This window comes from Streptococcus sp. SN3, assembly GCF_030439905.1.
In genome coordinates, this window is sequence record NZ_JAQFJF010000006.1 from 34,382 (window position 1) to 54,401 (window position 20,020).

The 20,020-nt window shown below is 38.2% G+C and carries 20 protein-coding genes; 15 read left to right on the forward strand and 5 right to left on the reverse strand.

Annotated elements, in window-relative coordinates:
* Positions 1-208 precede the first annotated feature (208 nt).
* Positions 209-2,236, forward strand: a complete 2,028-nt coding sequence (locus tag PCY71_RS10975; protein WP_301412623.1) for an Ig-like domain-containing protein — start codon at positions 209-211, stop codon at positions 2,234-2,236.
* A 159-nt stretch (positions 2,237-2,395) separates the two neighbouring features.
* On the opposite strand, the gene PCY71_RS10980 is transcribed toward PCY71_RS10975, so the two are convergent.
* The 5 genes from PCY71_RS10980 to PCY71_RS11000 form a co-directional block, all read right to left on the reverse strand.
* Entirely contained in the window at positions 2,396-3,331 is a 936-nt protein-coding gene (locus PCY71_RS10980) for an IS30 family transposase (RefSeq protein ID WP_144356552.1), read from the reverse strand.
* Between the two features lie 115 nt (positions 3,332-3,446).
* On the reverse strand, positions 3,447-4,076 hold the full coding sequence (locus PCY71_RS10985; RefSeq protein ID WP_003070610.1) for a bifunctional 4-hydroxy-2-oxoglutarate aldolase/2-dehydro-3-deoxy-phosphogluconate aldolase: 630 nt from the start codon (positions 4,074-4,076) through the stop codon (positions 3,447-3,449).
* Between the two features lie 9 nt (positions 4,077-4,085).
* The gene (locus PCY71_RS10990; RefSeq protein WP_219123439.1) at positions 4,086-5,087 is read right to left on the reverse strand and encodes a sugar kinase; all 1,002 of its coding nucleotides are present in this window, start codon (positions 5,085-5,087) and stop codon (positions 4,086-4,088) included.
* 31 nt (positions 5,088-5,118) lie between these two features.
* Positions 5,119-5,760 (reverse strand): RpiB/LacA/LacB family sugar-phosphate isomerase, encoded by a 642-nt coding sequence (locus PCY71_RS10995; RefSeq protein WP_009569354.1) that lies wholly within the window; start codon positions 5,758-5,760, stop codon positions 5,119-5,121.
* Positions 5,761-5,775: 15 nt separating this feature from the next.
* Positions 5,776-6,591 carry a gluconate 5-dehydrogenase gene (locus PCY71_RS11000; RefSeq protein WP_025271637.1) on the reverse strand — a complete coding sequence of 272 codons (816 nt, stop codon included), beginning with the start codon at positions 6,589-6,591 and terminating at the stop codon, positions 5,776-5,778.
* A gap of 289 nt (positions 6,592-6,880) precedes the next feature.
* Between PCY71_RS11000 and PCY71_RS11005 the strand changes: the two genes are divergently transcribed.
* The 14 genes from PCY71_RS11005 to PCY71_RS11070 all read left to right on the forward strand — a co-directional run bounded on the left by PCY71_RS11005 (position 6,881) and on the right by PCY71_RS11070 (position 20,011).
* The gene (locus PCY71_RS11005) at positions 6,881-7,315 is read left to right on the forward strand and encodes a PTS sugar transporter subunit IIA (RefSeq protein WP_003035587.1); all 435 of its coding nucleotides are present in this window, start codon (positions 6,881-6,883) and stop codon (positions 7,313-7,315) included.
* A 13-nt stretch (positions 7,316-7,328) separates the two neighbouring features.
* Positions 7,329-8,519, forward strand: coding sequence for a glycoside hydrolase family 88 protein (locus PCY71_RS11010; RefSeq protein ID WP_144209199.1), 1,191 nt, complete (start codon positions 7,329-7,331; stop codon positions 8,517-8,519).
* A gap of 10 nt (positions 8,520-8,529) precedes the next feature.
* The gene (locus tag PCY71_RS11015) at positions 8,530-9,021 is read left to right on the forward strand and encodes a PTS system mannose/fructose/N-acetylgalactosamine-transporter subunit IIB (protein ID WP_025271640.1); all 492 of its coding nucleotides are present in this window, start codon (positions 8,530-8,532) and stop codon (positions 9,019-9,021) included.
* A 16-nt stretch (positions 9,022-9,037) separates the two neighbouring features.
* Positions 9,038-9,817, forward strand: coding sequence for a PTS mannose/fructose/sorbose/N-acetylgalactosamine transporter subunit IIC (locus tag PCY71_RS11020; protein ID WP_003070605.1), 780 nt, complete (start codon positions 9,038-9,040; stop codon positions 9,815-9,817).
* A complete protein-coding gene (locus PCY71_RS11025; protein WP_003035586.1) occupies positions 9,804-10,619 on the forward strand; it encodes a PTS system mannose/fructose/sorbose family transporter subunit IID in 816 nt (271 codons plus the stop codon). Before PCY71_RS11020 ends, PCY71_RS11025 begins: the two co-directional genes overlap by 14 nt.
* Positions 10,619-10,927, forward strand: a complete 309-nt coding sequence (gene yajC, locus PCY71_RS11030; RefSeq protein WP_006270279.1) for a preprotein translocase subunit YajC — start codon at positions 10,619-10,621, stop codon at positions 10,925-10,927. The genes PCY71_RS11025 and yajC overlap by 1 nt, the downstream gene beginning before the upstream one ends.
* A gap of 262 nt (positions 10,928-11,189) precedes the next feature.
* The gene (locus PCY71_RS11035; RefSeq protein WP_301412624.1) at positions 11,190-13,088 is read left to right on the forward strand and encodes a heparinase II/III family protein; all 1,899 of its coding nucleotides are present in this window, start codon (positions 11,190-11,192) and stop codon (positions 13,086-13,088) included.
* Between the two features lie 82 nt (positions 13,089-13,170).
* A complete protein-coding gene (locus tag PCY71_RS11040; protein ID WP_020999406.1) occupies positions 13,171-14,175 on the forward strand; it encodes a LacI family DNA-binding transcriptional regulator in 1,005 nt (334 codons plus the stop codon).
* A 111-nt stretch (positions 14,176-14,286) separates the two neighbouring features.
* Positions 14,287-14,553: an ACT domain-containing protein gene (locus tag PCY71_RS11045; protein ID WP_003035507.1), complete on the forward strand. Its 267-nt coding sequence runs from the start codon at positions 14,287-14,289 to the stop codon at positions 14,551-14,553.
* A gap of 13 nt (positions 14,554-14,566) precedes the next feature.
* On the forward strand, positions 14,567-15,904 hold the full coding sequence (locus tag PCY71_RS11050) for a PFL family protein (RefSeq protein WP_301412625.1): 1,338 nt from the start codon (positions 14,567-14,569) through the stop codon (positions 15,902-15,904).
* A gap of 46 nt (positions 15,905-15,950) precedes the next feature.
* Positions 15,951-16,646: a histidine phosphatase family protein gene (locus PCY71_RS11055; RefSeq protein ID WP_003070599.1), complete on the forward strand. Its 696-nt coding sequence runs from the start codon at positions 15,951-15,953 to the stop codon at positions 16,644-16,646.
* 135 nt (positions 16,647-16,781) lie between these two features.
* Entirely contained in the window at positions 16,782-17,477 is a 696-nt protein-coding gene (locus PCY71_RS11060) for a histidine phosphatase family protein (protein WP_003070598.1), read from the forward strand.
* A gap of 205 nt (positions 17,478-17,682) precedes the next feature.
* Positions 17,683-19,740, forward strand: a complete 2,058-nt coding sequence (locus PCY71_RS11065) for a BglG family transcription antiterminator (RefSeq protein WP_006270214.1) — start codon at positions 17,683-17,685, stop codon at positions 19,738-19,740.
* The gene (locus PCY71_RS11070) at positions 19,733-20,011 is read left to right on the forward strand and encodes a PTS sugar transporter subunit IIB (RefSeq protein ID WP_003035564.1); all 279 of its coding nucleotides are present in this window, start codon (positions 19,733-19,735) and stop codon (positions 20,009-20,011) included. The genes PCY71_RS11065 and PCY71_RS11070 overlap by 8 nt, the downstream gene beginning before the upstream one ends.
* Positions 20,012-20,020 lie beyond the last annotated feature (9 nt).

Genomic DNA, 20,020 nt, shown 5'->3' on the forward strand with positions numbered 1-20,020 from the left:
TACTCGTTTTAAATTCAGGGAACTATATAGCACTTTATCCTAAGCACAACATATAGTATCTTAAAATAAGATTTTTGTAAATTTGACAATCATACTTTGTGGTTGTGTGAACAGGTATATCATTTCCTAAATTTATTTATTATATGGTATAATAAATAAGGATGATCTCTAAAAAATGATAAATATAATCTATTGACAGGAGGATAAAATGTTTAAAATAAAAAGAAGAACAAATAAGATTATCAGAGGTGCACTATTTCTGCTAGCTCTCCTTTTTAGTTTTCACATAACGGTGAAGCAAGTAATTCATGCTAAGACGATTCCAAACGTCATCACTTCAATGAAGGTGACGGATAGTGACGGAAATCCTCTCCAAGGTGACCTTAAAAAATGGCAGGATTTTAAGGTTAGTGCAATTTTCTCGTTACCAAATAATACGGTAGCAGCTGGTGATACGACTACAATTGATTTCCCTAAACAGCTTGTTTATAACTCGCCTAATAAAAGTTTCAATATTGTAAGCAGTCAGGGAGATATTGTTGCAGTAGCAAATATTGATGCAACAAATAAAAAAATTGTTCTTACTTATACGGATTATGTTGAAAAACATTCGGATATTAAAGGGACATTTGATTTTCATGTTCGTTTTGATCATCGCGAGCATAAAGTCAACGGAAAAGTTGATTTAGAATTTAAAATTGATGGTAAGATAACGAATGCAGGGAAACCTGGTTTTGTTGGTGCAGGTGAAGCAGAAAAATTTGCAATTGTAAAGGGCGGATGGCCTTTGACCAATGATCCAGAGAGATTGGGCTATGATGTAGCGATAAACCGAACACAAGAAACCTTTAAAAATGCTGTTATTGAAGATGAGTTTGTGGGGAATGGTGTTATTGAAGCCGATTCTGTCAAGATTATCAAGGGAGTATGGCTTTATAATTCGACAACTTCCGAATGGGAATTGCAGCAAGCAGAAGATGTGACAGCTAAATTGAAGGCTAATATTATAGTAAATAAGCGAAAAGCTACTGTCAAAATTGGTGGCATTGCTTCAAATGAGGGCTACTATATCAATTATAAAGTTAAATTGAATGGTGAACCGAAGATTGGAGATGCTTTTATAAATAAGGTCAAATTAACAGCTGACAATACTGTAGATAAAACTACAGAAGTTGAGACACGATATGTAAAAGCCAATGGGAAGGCTGATGGACAAAACTTCACGATTAAGGTTAAAAAAGTTGATGCTAACGGTCAGCCTCTTTCAAATGCTGAGTTTCAAGTGATTCGCAATCGTACGAAAGAAGTGGTTGGGACTATTACAACGGATGCCAATGGTATGGGAGAATTGTCACATCTTTTGAAAGATGAATACACCTTGAAAGAGAGCAAGGCACCAGATGGTTATAAAAAAAGGGATGAAAAGTTCAAGATTTCCCCTTCTGATTTTGGAACAGAACAAACTGTTTTGAGAACGATTGTCAATCAAAAAGTAGGGAACAAGAAGATAAAAATCAGCAAGCTAAATCCAAATGGTAAAATGATTTCAGGTGCCAAACTTCATGTTTACAAAGGAGAAGGAACACAGGGAGAGGTCGTTGCTTCTTGGACATCAGAGTTAGGAAAAACACATGAATTAAGTTTAGATCCTGGAATTTATACTTTTCATGAGGAAACGGCTCCTAATGGCTACAAAGCTGTCAGTGACATTGTTTTTGAGGTAACAACAGCTGGACAAGTGAATATCCTTAAAGCTAAGAATAATACGGCAACTGTCAAAAATGATAGATTAAATATTACAGATCAGTTTGATGAGGCAAGAACAAATATCTCGGTTGTGAAACATTGGGATGACAAAGATAATCAAGCTGGAAAACGTCCAAATCATATTACAGTGAATTTGCTGGCTGACAGGAAAAAGATAGAATCTCAAACGATTAAACCAAATGAAAACGGTAAATGGCGTGCAGAATTTACCAATAAACCAAAATATAAAAATGGAAAAGAAATTCATTATACCATCACTGAAGAGGTTGTTGCTTCTTATCGTGCAGAGATTAGTGGTGATGCAGCATCAGGTTTTGTATTGAAGAATTTATATGATCCATCTCAACCGCCAGCACCAAAACAAAAGATTTTACCAAGGACAGGAACGACAGTTATGGGTGCCTTGATTGTTGTAGGGTTGGTAGTTCTTAACGGGAGTATCTACTTAGCAAAACGAAAAAATAGGTAGGGTTATCTGGTTTGACAAATCGTCCTCTATAGGTGTTTTGATAGTGTAAGATAGTTAAAACAGGCTAGGATTTTCCTAGCCTATTTAGCTTGTATTTTTCAATAATAGATTTCTTGTTTTTCTTTTTTTAAAGATAAATTGCAAGAATAAGTGCAACATTTACTCTAACTCATCCACTAGAGCTTCATAAGCAGTTCTGTAAGCTAAACATTTTCGTGGTCGGTGATTGATATCATATAAGGCCTTGTTCAAAGCCTCATCAGAGATAGCAGCTAAATCTGTTTTCTTTGGGAAATATTCTCTTAGTAAGCCATTTGCGTTTTCATTACTTCCTCTCTGCCAAGATGAATAGGCGTCCGCAAAGAAAAAGGAAATTCCTAAATTCTCTACTAGAGGATAGCAGGCGAACTCTTTTCCCCTGTCTGAAGTGAAGGTTTTAAGAGTCTCTTTTGGAAATAGCTTACAAAGTTGTTCGATGGCTGAAAACATGGCTTTGGCTGTTCTATCTGGTATCTTGAAGGCTAAGTAAAAACGAGTTTTTCGCTCTAGAAAAGTCGCTAAACACCCCTTGCTTTTGCCTCTGGAAGACACTACAGTATCAAGCTCCCAGTGGCCAAAAGTTTCACGATTCCGAACCTCTTTAGGACGTTTGGCAATCGGCGTGCCAATCCTAAATGTCCCACGTGTTTCTTTGGGTTGTCGAGTTCTTCCTTTACGACGGAGGACGCTTAAATCCAGATCAATCAAACCAGCATAGAGCCAGTTATAGATGGTTTTAAAAGCTACCATTGGCTTTTGTTCAAGCTGATAGCGCCCACAAATCTGTTCAGGCGACCAGGAGGATTTTAAACCGTTCTCAATTTCCTTTTTCAACTTTGGTGTTAAACAAGACTTCCGACCTTTTTGCTTAGCCCTGTGGTCGTACTGTTCCTGTGCTAAGACTGCGGAATAACCATTTTGACATCGTCTTAACTCTCTTGAAATGGTAGACTTATGGACGCCAAGTTTACTTGCAATTTGGCAAGGTTTTAAACCTAATTCCAAGTAGGTTTCTATCTTTATTCGGTCGGTTATGGTAAGATGGGAGTAGCTCATAGTTTTTCCTCGGGTTCTGTTTGTGTGGTTACTTACAGTTTACACCAATGAAACGCTATGAGTTTTTTTGTTGAACTATATTTTACAATTTATCAATAGAAAAGGACTAGATTTTTTACTTCAGTGCGGTATATTGTTTAGCAATTGTTGTAATCGCTTCGTAATTACCTTGGCTGGCAAGTTTGTTAAATTCTCCACCAATACCAATGGCGTCCGCACCAGCAGAAAACCAATCTGAAACATTATCCAAATTGACGCCACCTGTCACCATGATAGCTACTTGAGGAATCGGTGCTTTAACGGCAGAGATATATTTTGGACTTAGAGCACTTCCTGGAAAGAGTTTGATGATTTCACTGCCAGCTTCCAGTGCTGTGGTGATTTCTGTTAAGGTCATACAACCCGGAATATAGGGAATGCCATAGAGATTACAGATTCTTGCAGTTTCAGAGTTGAAAGAAGGAGAAACAATATAATGAGCACCTGCTAGCATTGCATCTCTTGCGGTTACAGCATCCAGTACAGTTCCAGCTCCGATACAAACACTGGCATCATCTTGATATAGGTGGTTTAGCTCTTTTATAATTTCGCCAGCGTATTGATTGGTATAAGCAACTTCAATAGCTTTGATACCACCTTTGATACAGGCGATAGATGCTTTGAGGCCTTCTTCTTTTGTCTTTCCACGAACAACAACGACAATTTTTTGTGTTTTTAATTCAATAATGATATCTGATTTAGTCATGCTATTCTCCTAACGAATAATATCTTTGGTGGTTGTTAGCAATTTTTCAATGGCTGTAGCAGATTTGCTCATACTGTCGCCAGCAAGAGTACACTTCATGGTCGCACTCGCAACAGCAAAGTCAAGTGTATCTTTTAAAGAAGCTTGCATGAGTAATTGATAGAGTGCGCCAGAAACAAAAGCATCTCCGCTTCCAACACGTTGATAGACAGCAGTTTTTAGCTGGACAGATTGCTCAAATGTATCACTGAGCGCATAAGCCTGATAGACATTTTTATCTTGTGCATCAGTGGAGCGGAACGTATGAAAAATGGCTTTAAAAGAATAGATTTCTTTTAAATGACGCATGCGATTTTCAATCTCCGCCAAACTTGCTGTTTCTCTTGGAAACATGTCAAGATCTGTTTCATCTGCCATAATTGGATCGATTCCAAAGCAATAGTCGGCATAGCGAGCGAATTTTGAAAATTCATATTTGGCTTCTAAGACAGAAATCATTTTAGTGCGCAAGTTGAGATCCATAGAAATGGTGATGTTCCTTTGCTTTGCTTCTTTCAAAAGACATAGTAGCACTTCGCGGACTTGCTCATCAATGGCAACTGTGATGCCACTGAAATGAAAATGGTTGATTCCTTTAAACAAGCAGTCCATATCCAGCATTTCAGGACGAATCTGACTGATACTAGTATGCTTGCGGTCGTAAAAAACTTCACTTTGGCGGCAACCAAATCCATTTTCCAGATAATAAACCCCAAGTCGGTCACCAAGTCGGAAAATAGTGCTAGTGTCGATGTCATGCTGTTTCAAAAACGTTAGGAATCGATTACCAATTTCATTATCTGGCAATCCTGTAAAAAGTTTTGTGCAAATTCCTAAGGCCTGTAAATTACAGGCGATATTGACTTCCGATCCGCCAAAATAAGTTGTGCTGACCACTTGGTCACCAAGAGAAGAAACGTCTACAGGCGTAATTCGAATCAGTGGCTCACCAAATAGCAATAATTTCGTCATGTGTCAATTCCTTTCGGGTTGCAAAATGGATTTATGCATCAAGAAGTCCTTTTAAGTAAGCTGCGATTTCATTATCTTGGCAGTTCGCAAAGAAGTATTCTTGGAAATGTTCTCCTGCAATTGTTTCTCTCAAGAAATCTTGATCGATGTTTTTTAGAACGCTTAGCAGGTCGTTATGGGTAATCTTTTTAACCTCGTTTAAAATACGAGCATTTCGTTGTTCAGGAATTGCTCTTTCCTTTGGATAGCCACCGCCAACTTCTTCAGCAAAAAGTCGTTCAAATATCAATTTTAGATTTAATTCTGCACCCCAGCCAAAGCCTTTTGCATAAGGGATTGAAAGAGCATTGCCACCATTTATTTGAGAGAAGAGGTAGGCGTCTGTTGGTTCGACAGCCAAGCCACAGACCACACCAGGAAAACTATTTAAAGCAACCATCGCTCCTTCACCAGTACCGCAACCGGTGATGACAAAGTCAGCAGCTTTTGTATTTAAGAGAATGGCTGCCAGTAAACCATTTTGAACATAAGTTAATTGGCTTTCGCCTTCTTTTCCATACATACCGTAGTTGTACAGTTCATATCCTTTTTTGTCAGTTGTTTCTTTTAAGGCATCATAAATAATGTGGTTTTTAGCAGCTTGACTATTTTCGTTAATTAAAGCAATTTTCATTTTTAGTCCTTCTTTCTATTCTGGTTGTTTTCCGATATAAGCTAGGATACCACCGTCAACGTAGAGAATATGTCCATTGACAAAGTCGCTAGCATCACTAGCGAGAAAAACAGCTGGTCCCATGAGGTCTTCTGGATTTCCCCAGCGTGCCGCAGGTGTTTTAGAGATGATAAATTGGTCAAATGGATGGCGTGAGCCATCTTCTTGTAATTCGCGTAATGGTGCTGTTTGAGGAGTGGCGATATAGCCAGGACCAATACCATTACACTGAATATTAGCACTGCCGTATTCTGAAGCGATGTTACGCGTTAGCATTTTGAGTCCACCTTTAGCAGCGGCGTAAGCACTGACTGTTTCGCGACCGAGCTCGCTCATCATGGAGCAAATGTTGATGATTTTTCCGTGTCCTTTTTTAATCATCGAAGGAATGACGGCTTTGGAAACAATAAACGGTGCGTTTAAGTCAATATCAATCACTTTGCGAAAATCAGCCGCACTCATTTCGCACATAGGAACTCTGCGAATGATGCCGGCATTATTGACCAAAATATCAATAATGCCGACTTCTCGCTCAACTTGCTCAACCATTGCTTGGATGCCAGCTTCGTCAGTAACATCGCAAACATATCCATGTGCTGAGATTCCTGCTTCATGATAAGCAGTTAAACCTCGGTCAACTAATTCTTGGTTGATGTCATTAAAAACAATAGTGGCTCCTGCTTCAGCGTAGGCTTTGGCAATGGCAAAACCTATTCCGTAGGAAGCTCCAGTGATAAGGGCGATTTTTCCCTTTAGAGAAAATTGTTCTATGGAGAAAATTTTTTCTGTCATATTTTATTTCCTTTCAGTTTAATAAGATTTCATTCTAACAAGATTATATTCTAGTAAACCGGTTTTGTCAACGATAAAAAATGTTTTTTTGATATTTAGTAGTGGAACCTTTGTAAAAATCTGCTTTTCGGATTTTTGAAGATAATCTACTAAATGTTAAAAAGAAATATAGATTTCAAAAGAGATGTAAGCGCTAATATTTTTTTGAAAAAAGTATTGACAAGTAAAAAACAATAGGCTACAATGGAAAATGTAAGTAAACCGGTAAACTTAAAAGAGAGGAGAATGTATGAAAATCATAGTTATAGGACACGGAAATTTCGCTACAGGGATTCATAGTTCTTTGAAATTGATTGCGGGCGAGCAAGAGAAAGTAGATGCTATTGATTTTGTGGAAGGCATGTCCGCAAACGAACTAAAAGAAAAAATTCTAGCTGCTATTACAAGCGACGAAGAGGTCTTAGTCTTGTGTGATTTATTAGGTGGAACGCCGTTTAAGGTGGCATCCACGATAATGGGAAATAGACCAGATTTGCAAATGAATGTTTTGTCAGGCTTGAATTTAGCTATGTTGCTGGAAACCGTTTTTGCGAGAATGACACTTTCATTTGATGAAGTTGCTAAAAAAGCAGTTGCAGCAGCACATGGCGGTGTTGTCAATGGCAGAGAGTTGTTTTCAGATGATTCAGAAGTAATAGAAGAAGATTTTGAGTCAGGAATTTAAAAAGGTAAAAGGAATGATTAAAAAAGTTACGATTGAAGAAATTAACACTCCTGAACGATTTTTAGAAGTTCCGCTTTTGACAAAAAATGAAGTAGAACAGGCAATTGAGAAAGTCATTCGGCAGTTAGAGATTAATCTTGATTATTTTAAGGAAGACTTCCCGACTCCCGCAACCTTTGATAATGTTTATCCAATTATGGATAATACAGAATGGACCAATGGTTTTTGGACGGGAGAACTGTGGCTGGCTTATGAATACAGTCATGATGAAAAATTTAAAGAAATAGCTCATAAAAATGTCTTGTCTTTCTTGGAACGGGTCAATAAAAGAGTAGAACTAGATCACCATGACTTAGGCTTTCTTTATACTCCATCGTGCATGAGTGAATATAAGTTGGACGGTGACCAAAATGCTAAAGAGGCTGCCTTAAAAGCAGCAGATAAGCTGATTGAACGCTATCAAGAAAAAGGAGGCTTTATTCAGGCTTGGGGTGAGTTAGGTAAGAAAGAACATTATCGTTTGATTATCGATTGTTTGCTCAATATTCAGTTGCTATTCTTTGCGTATCAAGAAACAGGTGAGCAAAAATATTATGAGATTGCAGAAAAACATTTTTATGCCTCTGTCAATAATGTCATTCGTGATGATGCCTCATCTTTTCACACATTTTACTTCGATCCTGAAACAGGTCACCCTCTAAAAGGTGTAACAAGACAAGGTTATAGCGATGATTCTTGCTGGGCAAGAGGACAATCTTGGGGTGTGTATGGTATTCCATTGACTTATCGCCATTTGAAAGATGAATCTTGTTTTGATTTATTCAAAGGTGTAACGAATTATTTCTTGAATCGCCTGCCAAAAGATCATGTTTCCTATTGGGATTTAATCTTTAGTGATGGTAGTGAACAGTCTCGTGATTCTTCTGCGACAGCTATTGCGGTCTGTGGGATTCATGAAATGCTGAAATACTTGCCGGAAGTAGATAAAGATAAAGACATTTACAAACATGCGATGCACGCTATGCTTCGCTCTCTGATAGAAGATTATGCTAGTGATCAGTACAAGCCTGGAGGAACGACGCTTCTTCATGGAGTGTACTCATGGCATTCTGGCAAAGGAGTAGATGAAGGCAATATATGGGGCGATTATTATTACTTGGAAGCTTTAATACGTTTCTATAAAGATTGGAATTTATATTGGTAGGAGGAGAGAGATGACAACACCAAATATTATTATGACCCGTGTGGATGAACGATTGATTCATGGTCAAGGACAGTTATGGGTGAAATATCTAGGCTGCAATACAGTTATCGTGGCAAATGACGAAGTGAGTACTGATAAGATTCAACAAACATTGATGAAGGCGGTTGTACCAGATTCTATTGCCATGCGCTTCTTCTCGTTGCAAAAAGTTATTGATATTATTCACAAAGCAAATCCTGCTCAAACGATATTTATTGTTTTGAAAGATATGAAAGATGCACTAACTTTGGTAAAAGGTGGTGTTCCAATTAAGGAAATCAATATTGGAAATATTCATAATGCAGAAGGAAAAGAACAGGTTACACGTTCTATTTTCCTTGGAGAAGAGGATAAGGCAGCGATTAAGGAACTGAGTCAGTCTTATCAGGTAACTTTTAATACAAAAACAACTCCAAGCGGTAATGATGGAGCTGTAGAAGTAAATATATTGGATTATATTTAAAAAAAGGAGATTCATGATGTCAATTAATTTATTTCAAGCGATTTTAATTGGTTTATGGACAGCGTTCTGTTTTAGTGGAATGCTGTTAGGGATTTATACGAACAGATGTATTGTTTTGTCATTTGGCGTAGGGATTATTTTAGGAGACCTGCCAACTGCTTTAACAATGGGAGCAATTGGTGAATTGGCTTATATGGGATTTGGTGTTGGTGCTGGAGGAACGGTTCCGCCAAATCCAATCGGACCTGGTATTTTTGGAACGTTGATGGCGATTACAAGTGCAGGAAAAGTTACGCCAGAAGCAGCACTTGCTCTATCTACTCCAATTGCCGTTGCAATTCAATTTGTACAAACTTTTGCATATACGGTACGTGCAGGTGCGCCAGAAACAGCTATGAAGCATTTGAAAAATCGTGATATGAAGAAATTCAAAATTACGTTGAATGCGACGATTTGGTTGTTTGCTGTGATTGGCTTTGCTTTGGGATGCTTGGGTGCTCTGTCAATGGATACTTTGCTGAAATTAGTAGGCTACATTCCGCCAGTATTACTTTCTGGTTTAACGGTTGCTGGTAAAATGCTTCCGGCTATTGGGTTTGCAATGATCTTATCTGTCATGGCTAAGAAAGAATTGATCCCGTTTGTATTACTAGGTTATGTTTGTGCGGCCTATCTAAAAATTCCGACAATCGGTATTGCTATTGTAGGTACAATCTTTGCTTTAATCGAATTTTACAACAAACCAAAAACAGCAGATCATGTGGTAGAGGAGGAAGCACACGATGACTGGATCTAAATTAAACAAGAATGATTATCTCAAAACATCTTTGCGGGCATTCTTTTTACAAAATGGCTTTAACTACAGCAATTATCAAGGGTTAGGGTATGCAAATGTTATGTATCCTGCTTTGAAAAAACACTATGGTGATAATCAAGAAGGTCTTTACAAAGCATTAGAAGAAAATTGTGAATTTTACAATACGAATCCTCACTTTCTACCCTTTATTACGAGTTTACACTTAGTCATGTTAGAAAATGATCGTCCCACAGAAGAAACACGTAACATTAAAATGGCATTGATGGGACCTTTGGCCGGGATTGGAGATTCACTTTCACAATTCTGCTTGGCACCACTCTTCTCCACAATCGCAGCTTCTTTTGCGAAAGATGGTTTGATTATTGGTCCAATCTTGTTTTTCTTGGCTATGAATACCATTTTGACAGGGATTAAATTATCTACTGGTTTGTATGGCTATAAGTTGGGAACAACTGTCATTGACAAACTAAGTGAGCAAATGGCGACTATTTCGCGGATTGCTAATATCATTGGCGTGACGGTTATTGCAGGTCTAGCAGCTACTTCTGTTAAGATGACAGTGCCTATTACATTTGCCGCTGGAAAAGTAAAAGCAGGTACAAATCAAAGTATCGTGAGCATTCAAGGTATGCTTGATAAAGTAGCACCAGCGCTTCTGCCAGCTCTCTTTACTCTTTTGGTTTACTATTTGATCAAAGAAAAGAAATGGACAACCTACAAACTAGTTATTCTGACAGTTATCATTGGTATTATTGGCAGCTGGCTTAAGATTTTAGCATAATGAATACGACTTTACTTTATGGAATATTGATTGTTTTGGCAGGAACTCCGATTATACTGTCAAGCATCAGTCATTTCCGTCAGCAAAAAATGCTTCAAGAACAGATGGAGCAACGAAAAACTTATCTAGCTTCTTTAAAAGCTGGTGATGAAGTTCTATTACTGTCTGGAATTCATGGTAAAATTATTTCCATTCAAGATGAGTTGGTGACCTTGCAAATTGCTAAGAATGTAACGATTTATGTGGAAAAAGAAAGCATAATGGGAAAGACAAAGGAACAAGGACAGAAGTTTCCAACCTCTGATTAATGGTAAGGTGTAGCATTATATGGTATTTGAATTGATAATCTAGTAACACGAATGCTGCTTGCTTTATTTATGATGGATTGGAGATAAAAATCTCTAACCTCAAAGCGTACTGTATAATAAATCAACAACTAGATGACAGATTAGGTTCTCTTCCAAGCTTAAAAAAGCGAATGGAGAGAACCTAATCTGCTTTGTAGGGTAGGATAAAAGGCAGATTTCTAGAGAAGCAGAACTGTATCAACCATTTTTTAGGTAAGGAAATATGAAACAAGAACGAACTATTTTTTTTGAAGATTTTGATATAGAGTATTATCGACATTATATTCTTCGCTATCAAAAGGAAGAATATAGCCGCATTCAGCACTCCCTTGAACGAATGTTTAGCCATTATTTTTTGTTTGATGGAAATTGGGATATGGAGCCGTGCCCGAGAAAACATCAGATTCAGCCGATGAATTGGGAAGTGCTATTTGAAGAAGATCCAGAGTGGACGTACATGCTCAATCGGCAGGAGTATTTACTGAACTTTGTTATTGGTTACTTGGTCGAGGGAGACATGCGATATATTCAAAAATTGAAGTTTTTCATTTTTGATTGGATAGAGCAAGTACAGGAATTTTCTCCGCAATCTTTGACGACTAGAACCTTAGATACAGGGATTCGCTGTTTTACTTGGTTGAAAATTTTGCTGCTTTTATTGGAATTGGATTTGCTGGAAGAAAAGGAGTTGCAAACCATTTACCGCTCTCTTGAAACCCAGATTCACTTTATGAGAAGGTGTTATCGTGACAAGTATACACTCAGTAATTGGGGGATTTTGCAGACCATTCCAATGATTGCCATCTATCATTTCTTTTCAGAACAGCTTGATATTGAAGAAGAATATCTGTTTGCAATAGAAGAATTACAGCAACAGGTACAAATTCAAATTTTGGAAGATGGCACCCAGTTTGAGCAGTCTATTTTGTATCATGTAGAAGTTTATAAAGCTCTGTTAGAATTGTGTATCTTGCTACCAGAGTTGAAGCACAAGTATGCGACTTTGTTAGGAAAAATGGCTACCTACATTCAGATGATGACAGGCTTGGATGGAAAGACGATTGCTTTTGGTGATAGCGACTGTACAGATACGTGGGATATTCTGAATTTATCTGCTCTCGTTTTAGAAGATGAACAATTACTCTCATTAAAAAATCCATACTTAGATCCATATAGTTTGCTGTTGGTTGGGAGAAAAGGTGCTGATCGTTTAGCAACATTAAAAGCTCAAAAACAAGGAACAAGAACTGCTTTTTTCAAGGATTCTGGTCAGGTTTGTATTCAGACGCCTCGGAGCCATTTCTTTTTCAAAAATGGACCGATGGGCAGCGCCCATACTCACAGTGATCAAAATAGCTTTTGCCTGCAGGATCAAGGCAAGTCAATTTTTGTGGATTCTGGTCGCTATACCTACAGAGAGATAGGAGAACGCTCTGTTCTAAAAAGTGCCTGGAGTCACACCGGATGTATCCTTGATGAGACACCGCCTGAAATAGTATCTGGTTCTTGGGATTATGAAAATTATCCACAATCTTTGTTTTGTGACTATCAAAGAGTTTCAGATGCTCATTATGTGGAAGGCAGTTATCTGGCTTCAAATCCATTTACTTACTTGCATACTCGGAAAATCATCATGTTGGAAGAAGGTGTTTGGTTTGTAGTGGATGACATTAGATGTGCTGGAGAGCATGAATTACGAACTCAATTTATACTAGACAGCCAAGTTGCTGGTAGTCCAAGTCAAGTCAATGACCTTAAGATTTGGAGCGAGATTCCGCTGGCGTTAGAAAAAACATTTATTTCGAAGAAATATAATGAACTGGAAGAAAGTCATAAATTGGTCAAAATACAGAAATTTTCAGATCGAATCATTGATGCCACTCTGATTATGGATCAATCATTTACTGTAAAATATCATACAGTTTATCAAACAGATGGGCGCCGGCTTCCTAATGCACTTGCAATTGAAATAGAAAATGACTGCACAAATAAACTGATCTTAGTGTTAAATGATGATATTTACAAAGGAGAAAAATTATGTGTGGTCAATGGTATTAAAATGAGAGGAAAATGTGTTATCTATGACAAAAAAACTTGTACAAAAATCAGACTAAAAAGTTAGAAAAGTCTGATTTTATGGGATTTGAAGCCATCGTTTTGTGATAAAATATGTTATAATATGAGTGCTTAGGAGGGACCTTAAATTGGCAAAAAAATTGACCATAAAAGATATTGCAGAAATTGCTCAGACCTCAAAAACGACTGTTTCCTTTTACTTAAATGGTAAATATGAAAAAATGTCTCAGGAAACCAGAGAGAAAATCAAAAAGGTTATTGAAGAGACTAATTATAAGCCTAGCATTGTAGCGCGCAGCCTCAACTCCAAGCGAACCAAATTGATTGGCGTTTTGATTGGCGATATTACCAATAGTTTTTCAAATCAGATTGTCAAAGGAATTGAGGATATTGCACATCAAAATGGTTATCAGGTTATGATTGGAAATAGCAATTACAACCAAGAAAGTGAAGACAAATATATCGAAAGTATGCTTTTGTTAGGAGTGGATGGTTTCATTATTCAGCCGACTTCAAACTTTAGAAAATATTCTCGCATTATTGAGGAAAAAAAGAAGCGAATGGTCTTTTTTGATAGTCAATTGTATGAACATCGGACAAGTTGGGTCAAAACGAATAATTACGATGCAGTCTATGATGTGACACAGGCTTGTGTTGCAAAAGGTTATGAAAAATATATTCTCATCACGGCAGATATTAGCCGATTGAGTACACGGATTGAACGAGCTAGTGGCTTTATGGATGCTTTGGCAGATTCCAACTTAGAATATACAAGTTTGATTATTGAGGATGAGCACACTGACTTAGATAAAATGAAAGAATTTTTGCAAAAGGAAGTCAATTCAGGAGAGAAAACCTTAGTTTTTGCACCAAATTGCTGGGCTTTACCACTGGTGTTTACCGTTATGAAAGACTTGGATTTTGATATACCAAATGTGGGCTTGATTGGTTTTGATAATACAGAATGGACGAGCTTATCTTCACCAAGCATCACGACAATTGTCCAACCAGCTTTTGAAGAAGGGCAGCAAGCAACGAAAATTCTGATTGATCAGATTGAAGGTCGTCATCAGGAAGAAAAGCAGCAAGTGCTGGATTGTCGTGTTCATTGGAAAGAATCGACAATCAATTGATAACGATTAAGCAAGGTTTGAGGATTAAAATTCGGATTTTTCTCTTTCAGTTTATGCAAATTTCCTTTACTTATGCTACAATAGGAAAAAGTATGTTGATTGGAGCAAAGAATGAAAGCGATTATTACGGTTGTTGGCAAGGATAGAACGGGGATTGTGGCAGGAGTGTCTAGCAAGATTGCAGAGCTTGGTTTGAATATTGATGATATTTCACAAACGGTTTTAGATGAATTTTTCACGATGATGGCAGTCGTTTCTAGTGATGAAAAGAAAGATTTCACTGTTTTGCGCGAGGAGTTTGAAGCCTTTGGCAAAACTCTCAATATTAAAATCAATATTCAAAGTGCAGCAATTTTTGATGCCATGTACAATATCTAACAGAGGTGAAAAAATGGATATAAAGCAGGTTACTGAAACGATTGCCATGATTGAGGAGCAGAATTTTGATATTCGGACTATCACTATGGGCATTTCACTTCTCGACTGTATTGATACGGATATTGAGCGAGCGGCGGGAAAAATCTATCAGAAGATTACCAGTAAAGCTAGAGATTTGGTAGCTGTCGGAGATGAAATTGCTGCTGAGCTAGGGATTCCCATTGTCAACAAGCGCGTTTCTGTCACGCCTATTTCCCTAATTGGGGCAGCGACCGATAGTGAGGATTATGTGCCACTGGCAAAGGCGCTGGATCGAGCGGCAAAAGAAATCGGTGTTGACTTTATCGGTGGTTTTTCTGCTCTGGTACAAAAGGGTTATCAAAAAGGAGATGAAATCCTTATCCGTTCCATTCCGCGAGCTTTAGCGGAGACTGATAAGGTTTGCTCCTCTGTCAATATTGGTTCCACCAAGTCAGGCATTAACATGACGGCGGTGGCAGACATGGGACGTATCATCAAGGAAACGGCTGAACTTTCTGATATGGGAGCTGCGAAATTAGTTGTTTTTGCGAATGCTGTCGAGGACAATCCTTTCATGGCAGGAGCTTTTCACGGTGTCGGTGAAGCGGATGTAGTCATCAATGTTGGGGTTTCTGGTCCTGGTGTTGTCAAGCGTGCGCTGGAAAAAGTCCGTGGTGAGAGCTTTGATGTGGTGGCAGAAACGGTTAAGAAAACAGCCTTTAAAATCACTCGTATCGGTCAATTGGTCGGTCAAATGGCTTCAGAGCGCCTAGGTGTGAAATTTGGAATTGTTGATTTAAGTTTGGCACCAACGCCAGCTGTTGGGGATTCTGTCGCTCGTGTTTTGGAAGAAATGGGATTGGAAACGGTCGGTACGCATGGAACGACGGCAGCTTTGGCTTTGCTTAATGACCAAGTCAAAAAAGGTGGCGTAATGGCTTGCAATCAAGTCGGCGGTTTGTCTGGTGCTTTCATTCCAGTTTCAGAAGACGAGGGGATGATTGCAGCAGTTCAAAATGGATCTCTCAATCTAGAAAAATTAGAAGCCATGACTGCTATCTGCTCAGTAGGCTTGGATATGATTGCGATTCCTGCGGCAACACCTGCTGAAACCATTGCAGCTATGATTGCCGATGAAGCGGCAATTGGCGTTATCAATCAGAAAACGACAGCGGTGCGGATTATTCCTAAAGGAAAAGAAGGGGACATGATTGAATTTGGCGGTCTTTTAGGAACGGCTCCGGTCATGAAAGTTAATCAGGCGTCATCTGTTGATTTTATCGCGCGTGGTGGACAAATTCCAGCACCAATTCATAGTTTTAAAAATTAAAATGTGGTCTGTATGACAGGCCTTTTCTTTTGAAAAGGAGATTGAAATGACAAAAACGAAATTATACATTATTCGTCATGGAAAAACGATGTTTAATACAATTGGTCGGGCGCAAGGATGGAGTGATATGCCACTTACGGCTGAAGGGGAACGTGGCATCCATGAATTAGGAATTGGTCTGCGAGAGTCGGGGTTGAAATTTTCTAAAGCTTTTTCCAGTGACTCCGGTCGAACGATTCAGACCATGGGGATTGTCCTTGAAGAACTCGGTTTAACAGGCAACATTCCTTATACTTTTGACAAACGGATTCGTGAGTGGTGTTTCGGAAGTTTTGATGGCGCCTATGGTGGTGAGCTTTTTTATGGCGTGATTCCACGAGTTCTTAATACAGATGACTATAAGGAGCTGAGTCTACCTGAGTTGGCGAATGGCTTGGTTGAAGTCGATACAGCTGGTTGGGCTGAACCTTGGGAACAATTGAGCAGTCGGATTCTGGATGGGTTTACAGCGATTGCTAAAGATGTAGAAGCTTCTGGCGGAGGCAATGCTCTTGTCGTCAGTCATAGTATGACAATCGGTGCTTTTGCGTATCTGATTGATGAAGCGATTACCAAAAATCCTGGCGTGCAAAATGGCAGTGTAACAGTTGTGGAATATGAAAATGGGAAATTTACCATTCAAACATTAGGAGACATGTCTTATCGCCAAGTGGGTGCTAAGATACTGGAAAAACAAAAATAATTATAAAAACGGGAATGTAAGAAAAGTTGATGTTTACAAATTGTGACTTTTATCTTACTCCTGATTTTTCTTTCATCTCTCAAACGATTTTCTGCAAAAAATGATATAATATAGTGAGAAAAACGGAGGTAAGATATGGCAAAAACAAGATTATACATTGTTCGCCATGGGAAAACCATGTTTAATACAATCGGTCGGGCACAAGGCTGGTCTGATACACCTTTGACCGCTGTGGGAGAACGTGGAATTCGTGAGCTAGGGATTGGACTTCGCAAGTCTGGGATTCAATTTGCAAAAGCTTTTTCTAGTGATAGTGGGCGGACGATTCAAACCATGGGGATTCTGCTAGAGGAACTCGGTTTAACAGGACGCATTCCTTATCGCACAGATAAACGACTTCGCGAATGGTGTTTTGGCAGTTTTGATGGAGCCTATGATGGCGAATTGTTCATGGGAGTGATGCCGCGTGTTTTTAACGTAGAGCATGTTCATCAATTGAGTTATCCTGAGTTGGCCGAAGGTCTGGTGGAAGTGGATACTGCTGGTTGGGCTGAAAGTTGGGAAAAATTGAGCAATCGTATTTGGACAGGATTTTTAGACATTGCAAAAGAAATAGAAGCCTCTGGTGGTGGCAATGCTTTGATTGCTAGCCACGGCATGACTATTGGAACTTTTGTATATCTCATTGACCAAACAAGACCGCATGGTTTAGATAATGGTAGTGTGACGGTTGTTGAGTACGAAGAGGGTCGCTTTACAGTTGAATATGTTGGTGATATGTCTTATCGCACAGTGGGGGCAAAAGAACTAGCAGAACAGTCAGCAAAATAAAGTGTTCAAAATCAACTGATATGAACAAATCAAGGGAGTTTAGATAGAATTTGTATATGAAAAAGCAGGGAAATTTCCCTGCTTTTTCATATATTTCTCAACCAAAGCACAATTCGAAGCTAATGACCTGGGTAATAAATTGGGCTGAATCTGAATTGAAAGCGGATACTTTTTATATTATACTAAAATTGTAGGAGGTATCATCGTGTTATCAAATGAGCTCATTGAAAAATTTCAAATCTTTTCTAGCTATCCGAATGCCTCTATATTAGAATTAGCTGTTCTCCTGAAATCCAATAGAAAAATGGTGCTGACGGATATACGTAAAATCAATGATATATTGTTTAGTGTGGGGTTACCACGGATACAAATAGAAGAATCGTATATTCAAATGCCAGATATTTCTCTCAATGATCTATTTTCCCGGATGTCATTAGACTCAGGTGAATATTTGTTCTTTGAAGAGCGATTGGATATGATCATACTTTATATTCTATTGAATACTGATTTTGTCTCTAATACTCATTTGCAATGCTTACTTCAGATGAGTAAAAATTCGGTTTTATCTGATTTAAAAAAAGCGAGATTGCAGGCAAAGAAATATGGGGGGCAACTTGTCTATACTCGACAAGAAGGTTACATTATACGTGCAACCGACACAAAGCGTATGCTTCTACTTGAGCAAGTGGTAGAAAATATTTTAGCCAAAGCTAGTGGCAGTTGGGTCATCAAATATGTGCTGGATGAATGCCAGATTCAAATAAATGTTGAAGAGATTTATAACTTCTTATATGATTTGGGCTGTCAATATCATTTGGTTTTTATTTTTGAAAAAACCAAAGCAGTGAGCTACTTATTAGCAGTTTTGGTTAGCCAACAATGGGAAGAACAGACTGTCATTGGACCTCCATATTTATCGAAAATGGAACAATCTTCCATAGGGAGACTTGTGAAAGAGTTGGTGGTTTCTTATCCTTTGCTAGAGCAGAAACGTTATTTTATCATGAGTCGGTTAGCAGGATGTATTCAAGGAGATTTGATAGACAATCCAGACCCGTTAATGATTTTCATTATGGATCGGATTATCAATCAAGTAAAAGCTTATACAGGGATTGAATTTAGAGATTCCATTCAATTTAGAAAAGATTTATATGCTCATCTTTATCCGGCTTTTTATCGACTTTTGTTTGATATTCCATTGAATAATCCTTTAAAAGAGCAGATTCTAAAGGATTTCAATTCACTCTTTCATCTTGTAAGGCGAAGTTTGAGCCCTTTGGAAAAATATTTGAAAAAGACGATTAGCAATGATGAAATTGCTTATTTCACCATTCATTTTGGTGGGTATCTGGAGCAGATTGGGACATCAAATCAGAGTGCGAAGTTGACTGCTCTAACTATTTGTCCAAATGGTGTTAGTTCTTCTTTGATTCTTCAGTCGGAGTTAAAGCAGCTATTTCCTAAAATGGTATTTCGAGAGGTGCACCAGCTAAAACAGGTGAAAGAAATTGGTGTTTCTACTTACGACATGATTTTTTCAACAATTTATTTTGAAACGAATAAGCCACTTTATTTGTTAAAACCTTTGATGAATTCAATGGAGAAAATCATGTTGAAAAAACAAGTTTGTACCGACTTTAATATAGATGAAATGGGAATTTCTGTTGAAGAATTATTGCAGATTATCCATAGGCATGCAGAGATTAAGGATATGAGTAAGCTTCGCAGAGAATTATCGACTTACATCATGGGTAATCAAGAAAAACAAGAACTAGGAGGATATGGTTTGGTAGATTTACTGGAAAGAAAATTAATAAGGCAGATAGAGTGTGTGCCTGATTGGAAGAAAGCGATTCAAGTGGCATCTGCTCCATTGCTGGAACAAGGTTATATCCACCAATCTTATGTGGAAGGGATGATTGATTCGGTGGAGCAAATGGGACCATATATTGTACTGGCACCAAGGGTTGCTGTTCCACATGCATCGCCTGAATACGGAGTTGATAAATTGGGAATTAGTTTATTGCAACTCAAACAACCTGTGGATTTTGATATAACAGATGAAGGAGATGAGGAAAAGCAAGTTCAACTAATTTTTGTCTTGGCTGCAGTTGATTCGACTTCTCATTTGAAATCGTTACAGGAGCTGGCAATGATTTTGGATGATGAAGGAGTAGTAGGGAGCTTAATTAGGGCGGAAACAATTGATGAAATACTATGCATCATCACAGAAGCAATTGAGAAAGGAGAAAGCTATGATTAAAATTGTAACAGTTTGTGGAAATGGAATCGGCAGCAGTCTTTTACTACGTTTAAAGGTGGAAGCAATAGCTAAAGATTTGGGTATCGAAGTGGAGGTAGAGTCTTGTGACTCAAATGCTGCAGTCGGAAAAGGTGCCGATCTTTACGTAACAGTTAAAGAATTTAAAGATATTTTTCCAGTAGAAACCAAAGTCTGTATTGTCAAAAGCTACACAAATCGTAAGAAGATTGAAGCAGATTTGGTTCCAGTTTTAGAAGAAATGAATCCTTAATAAGAATGG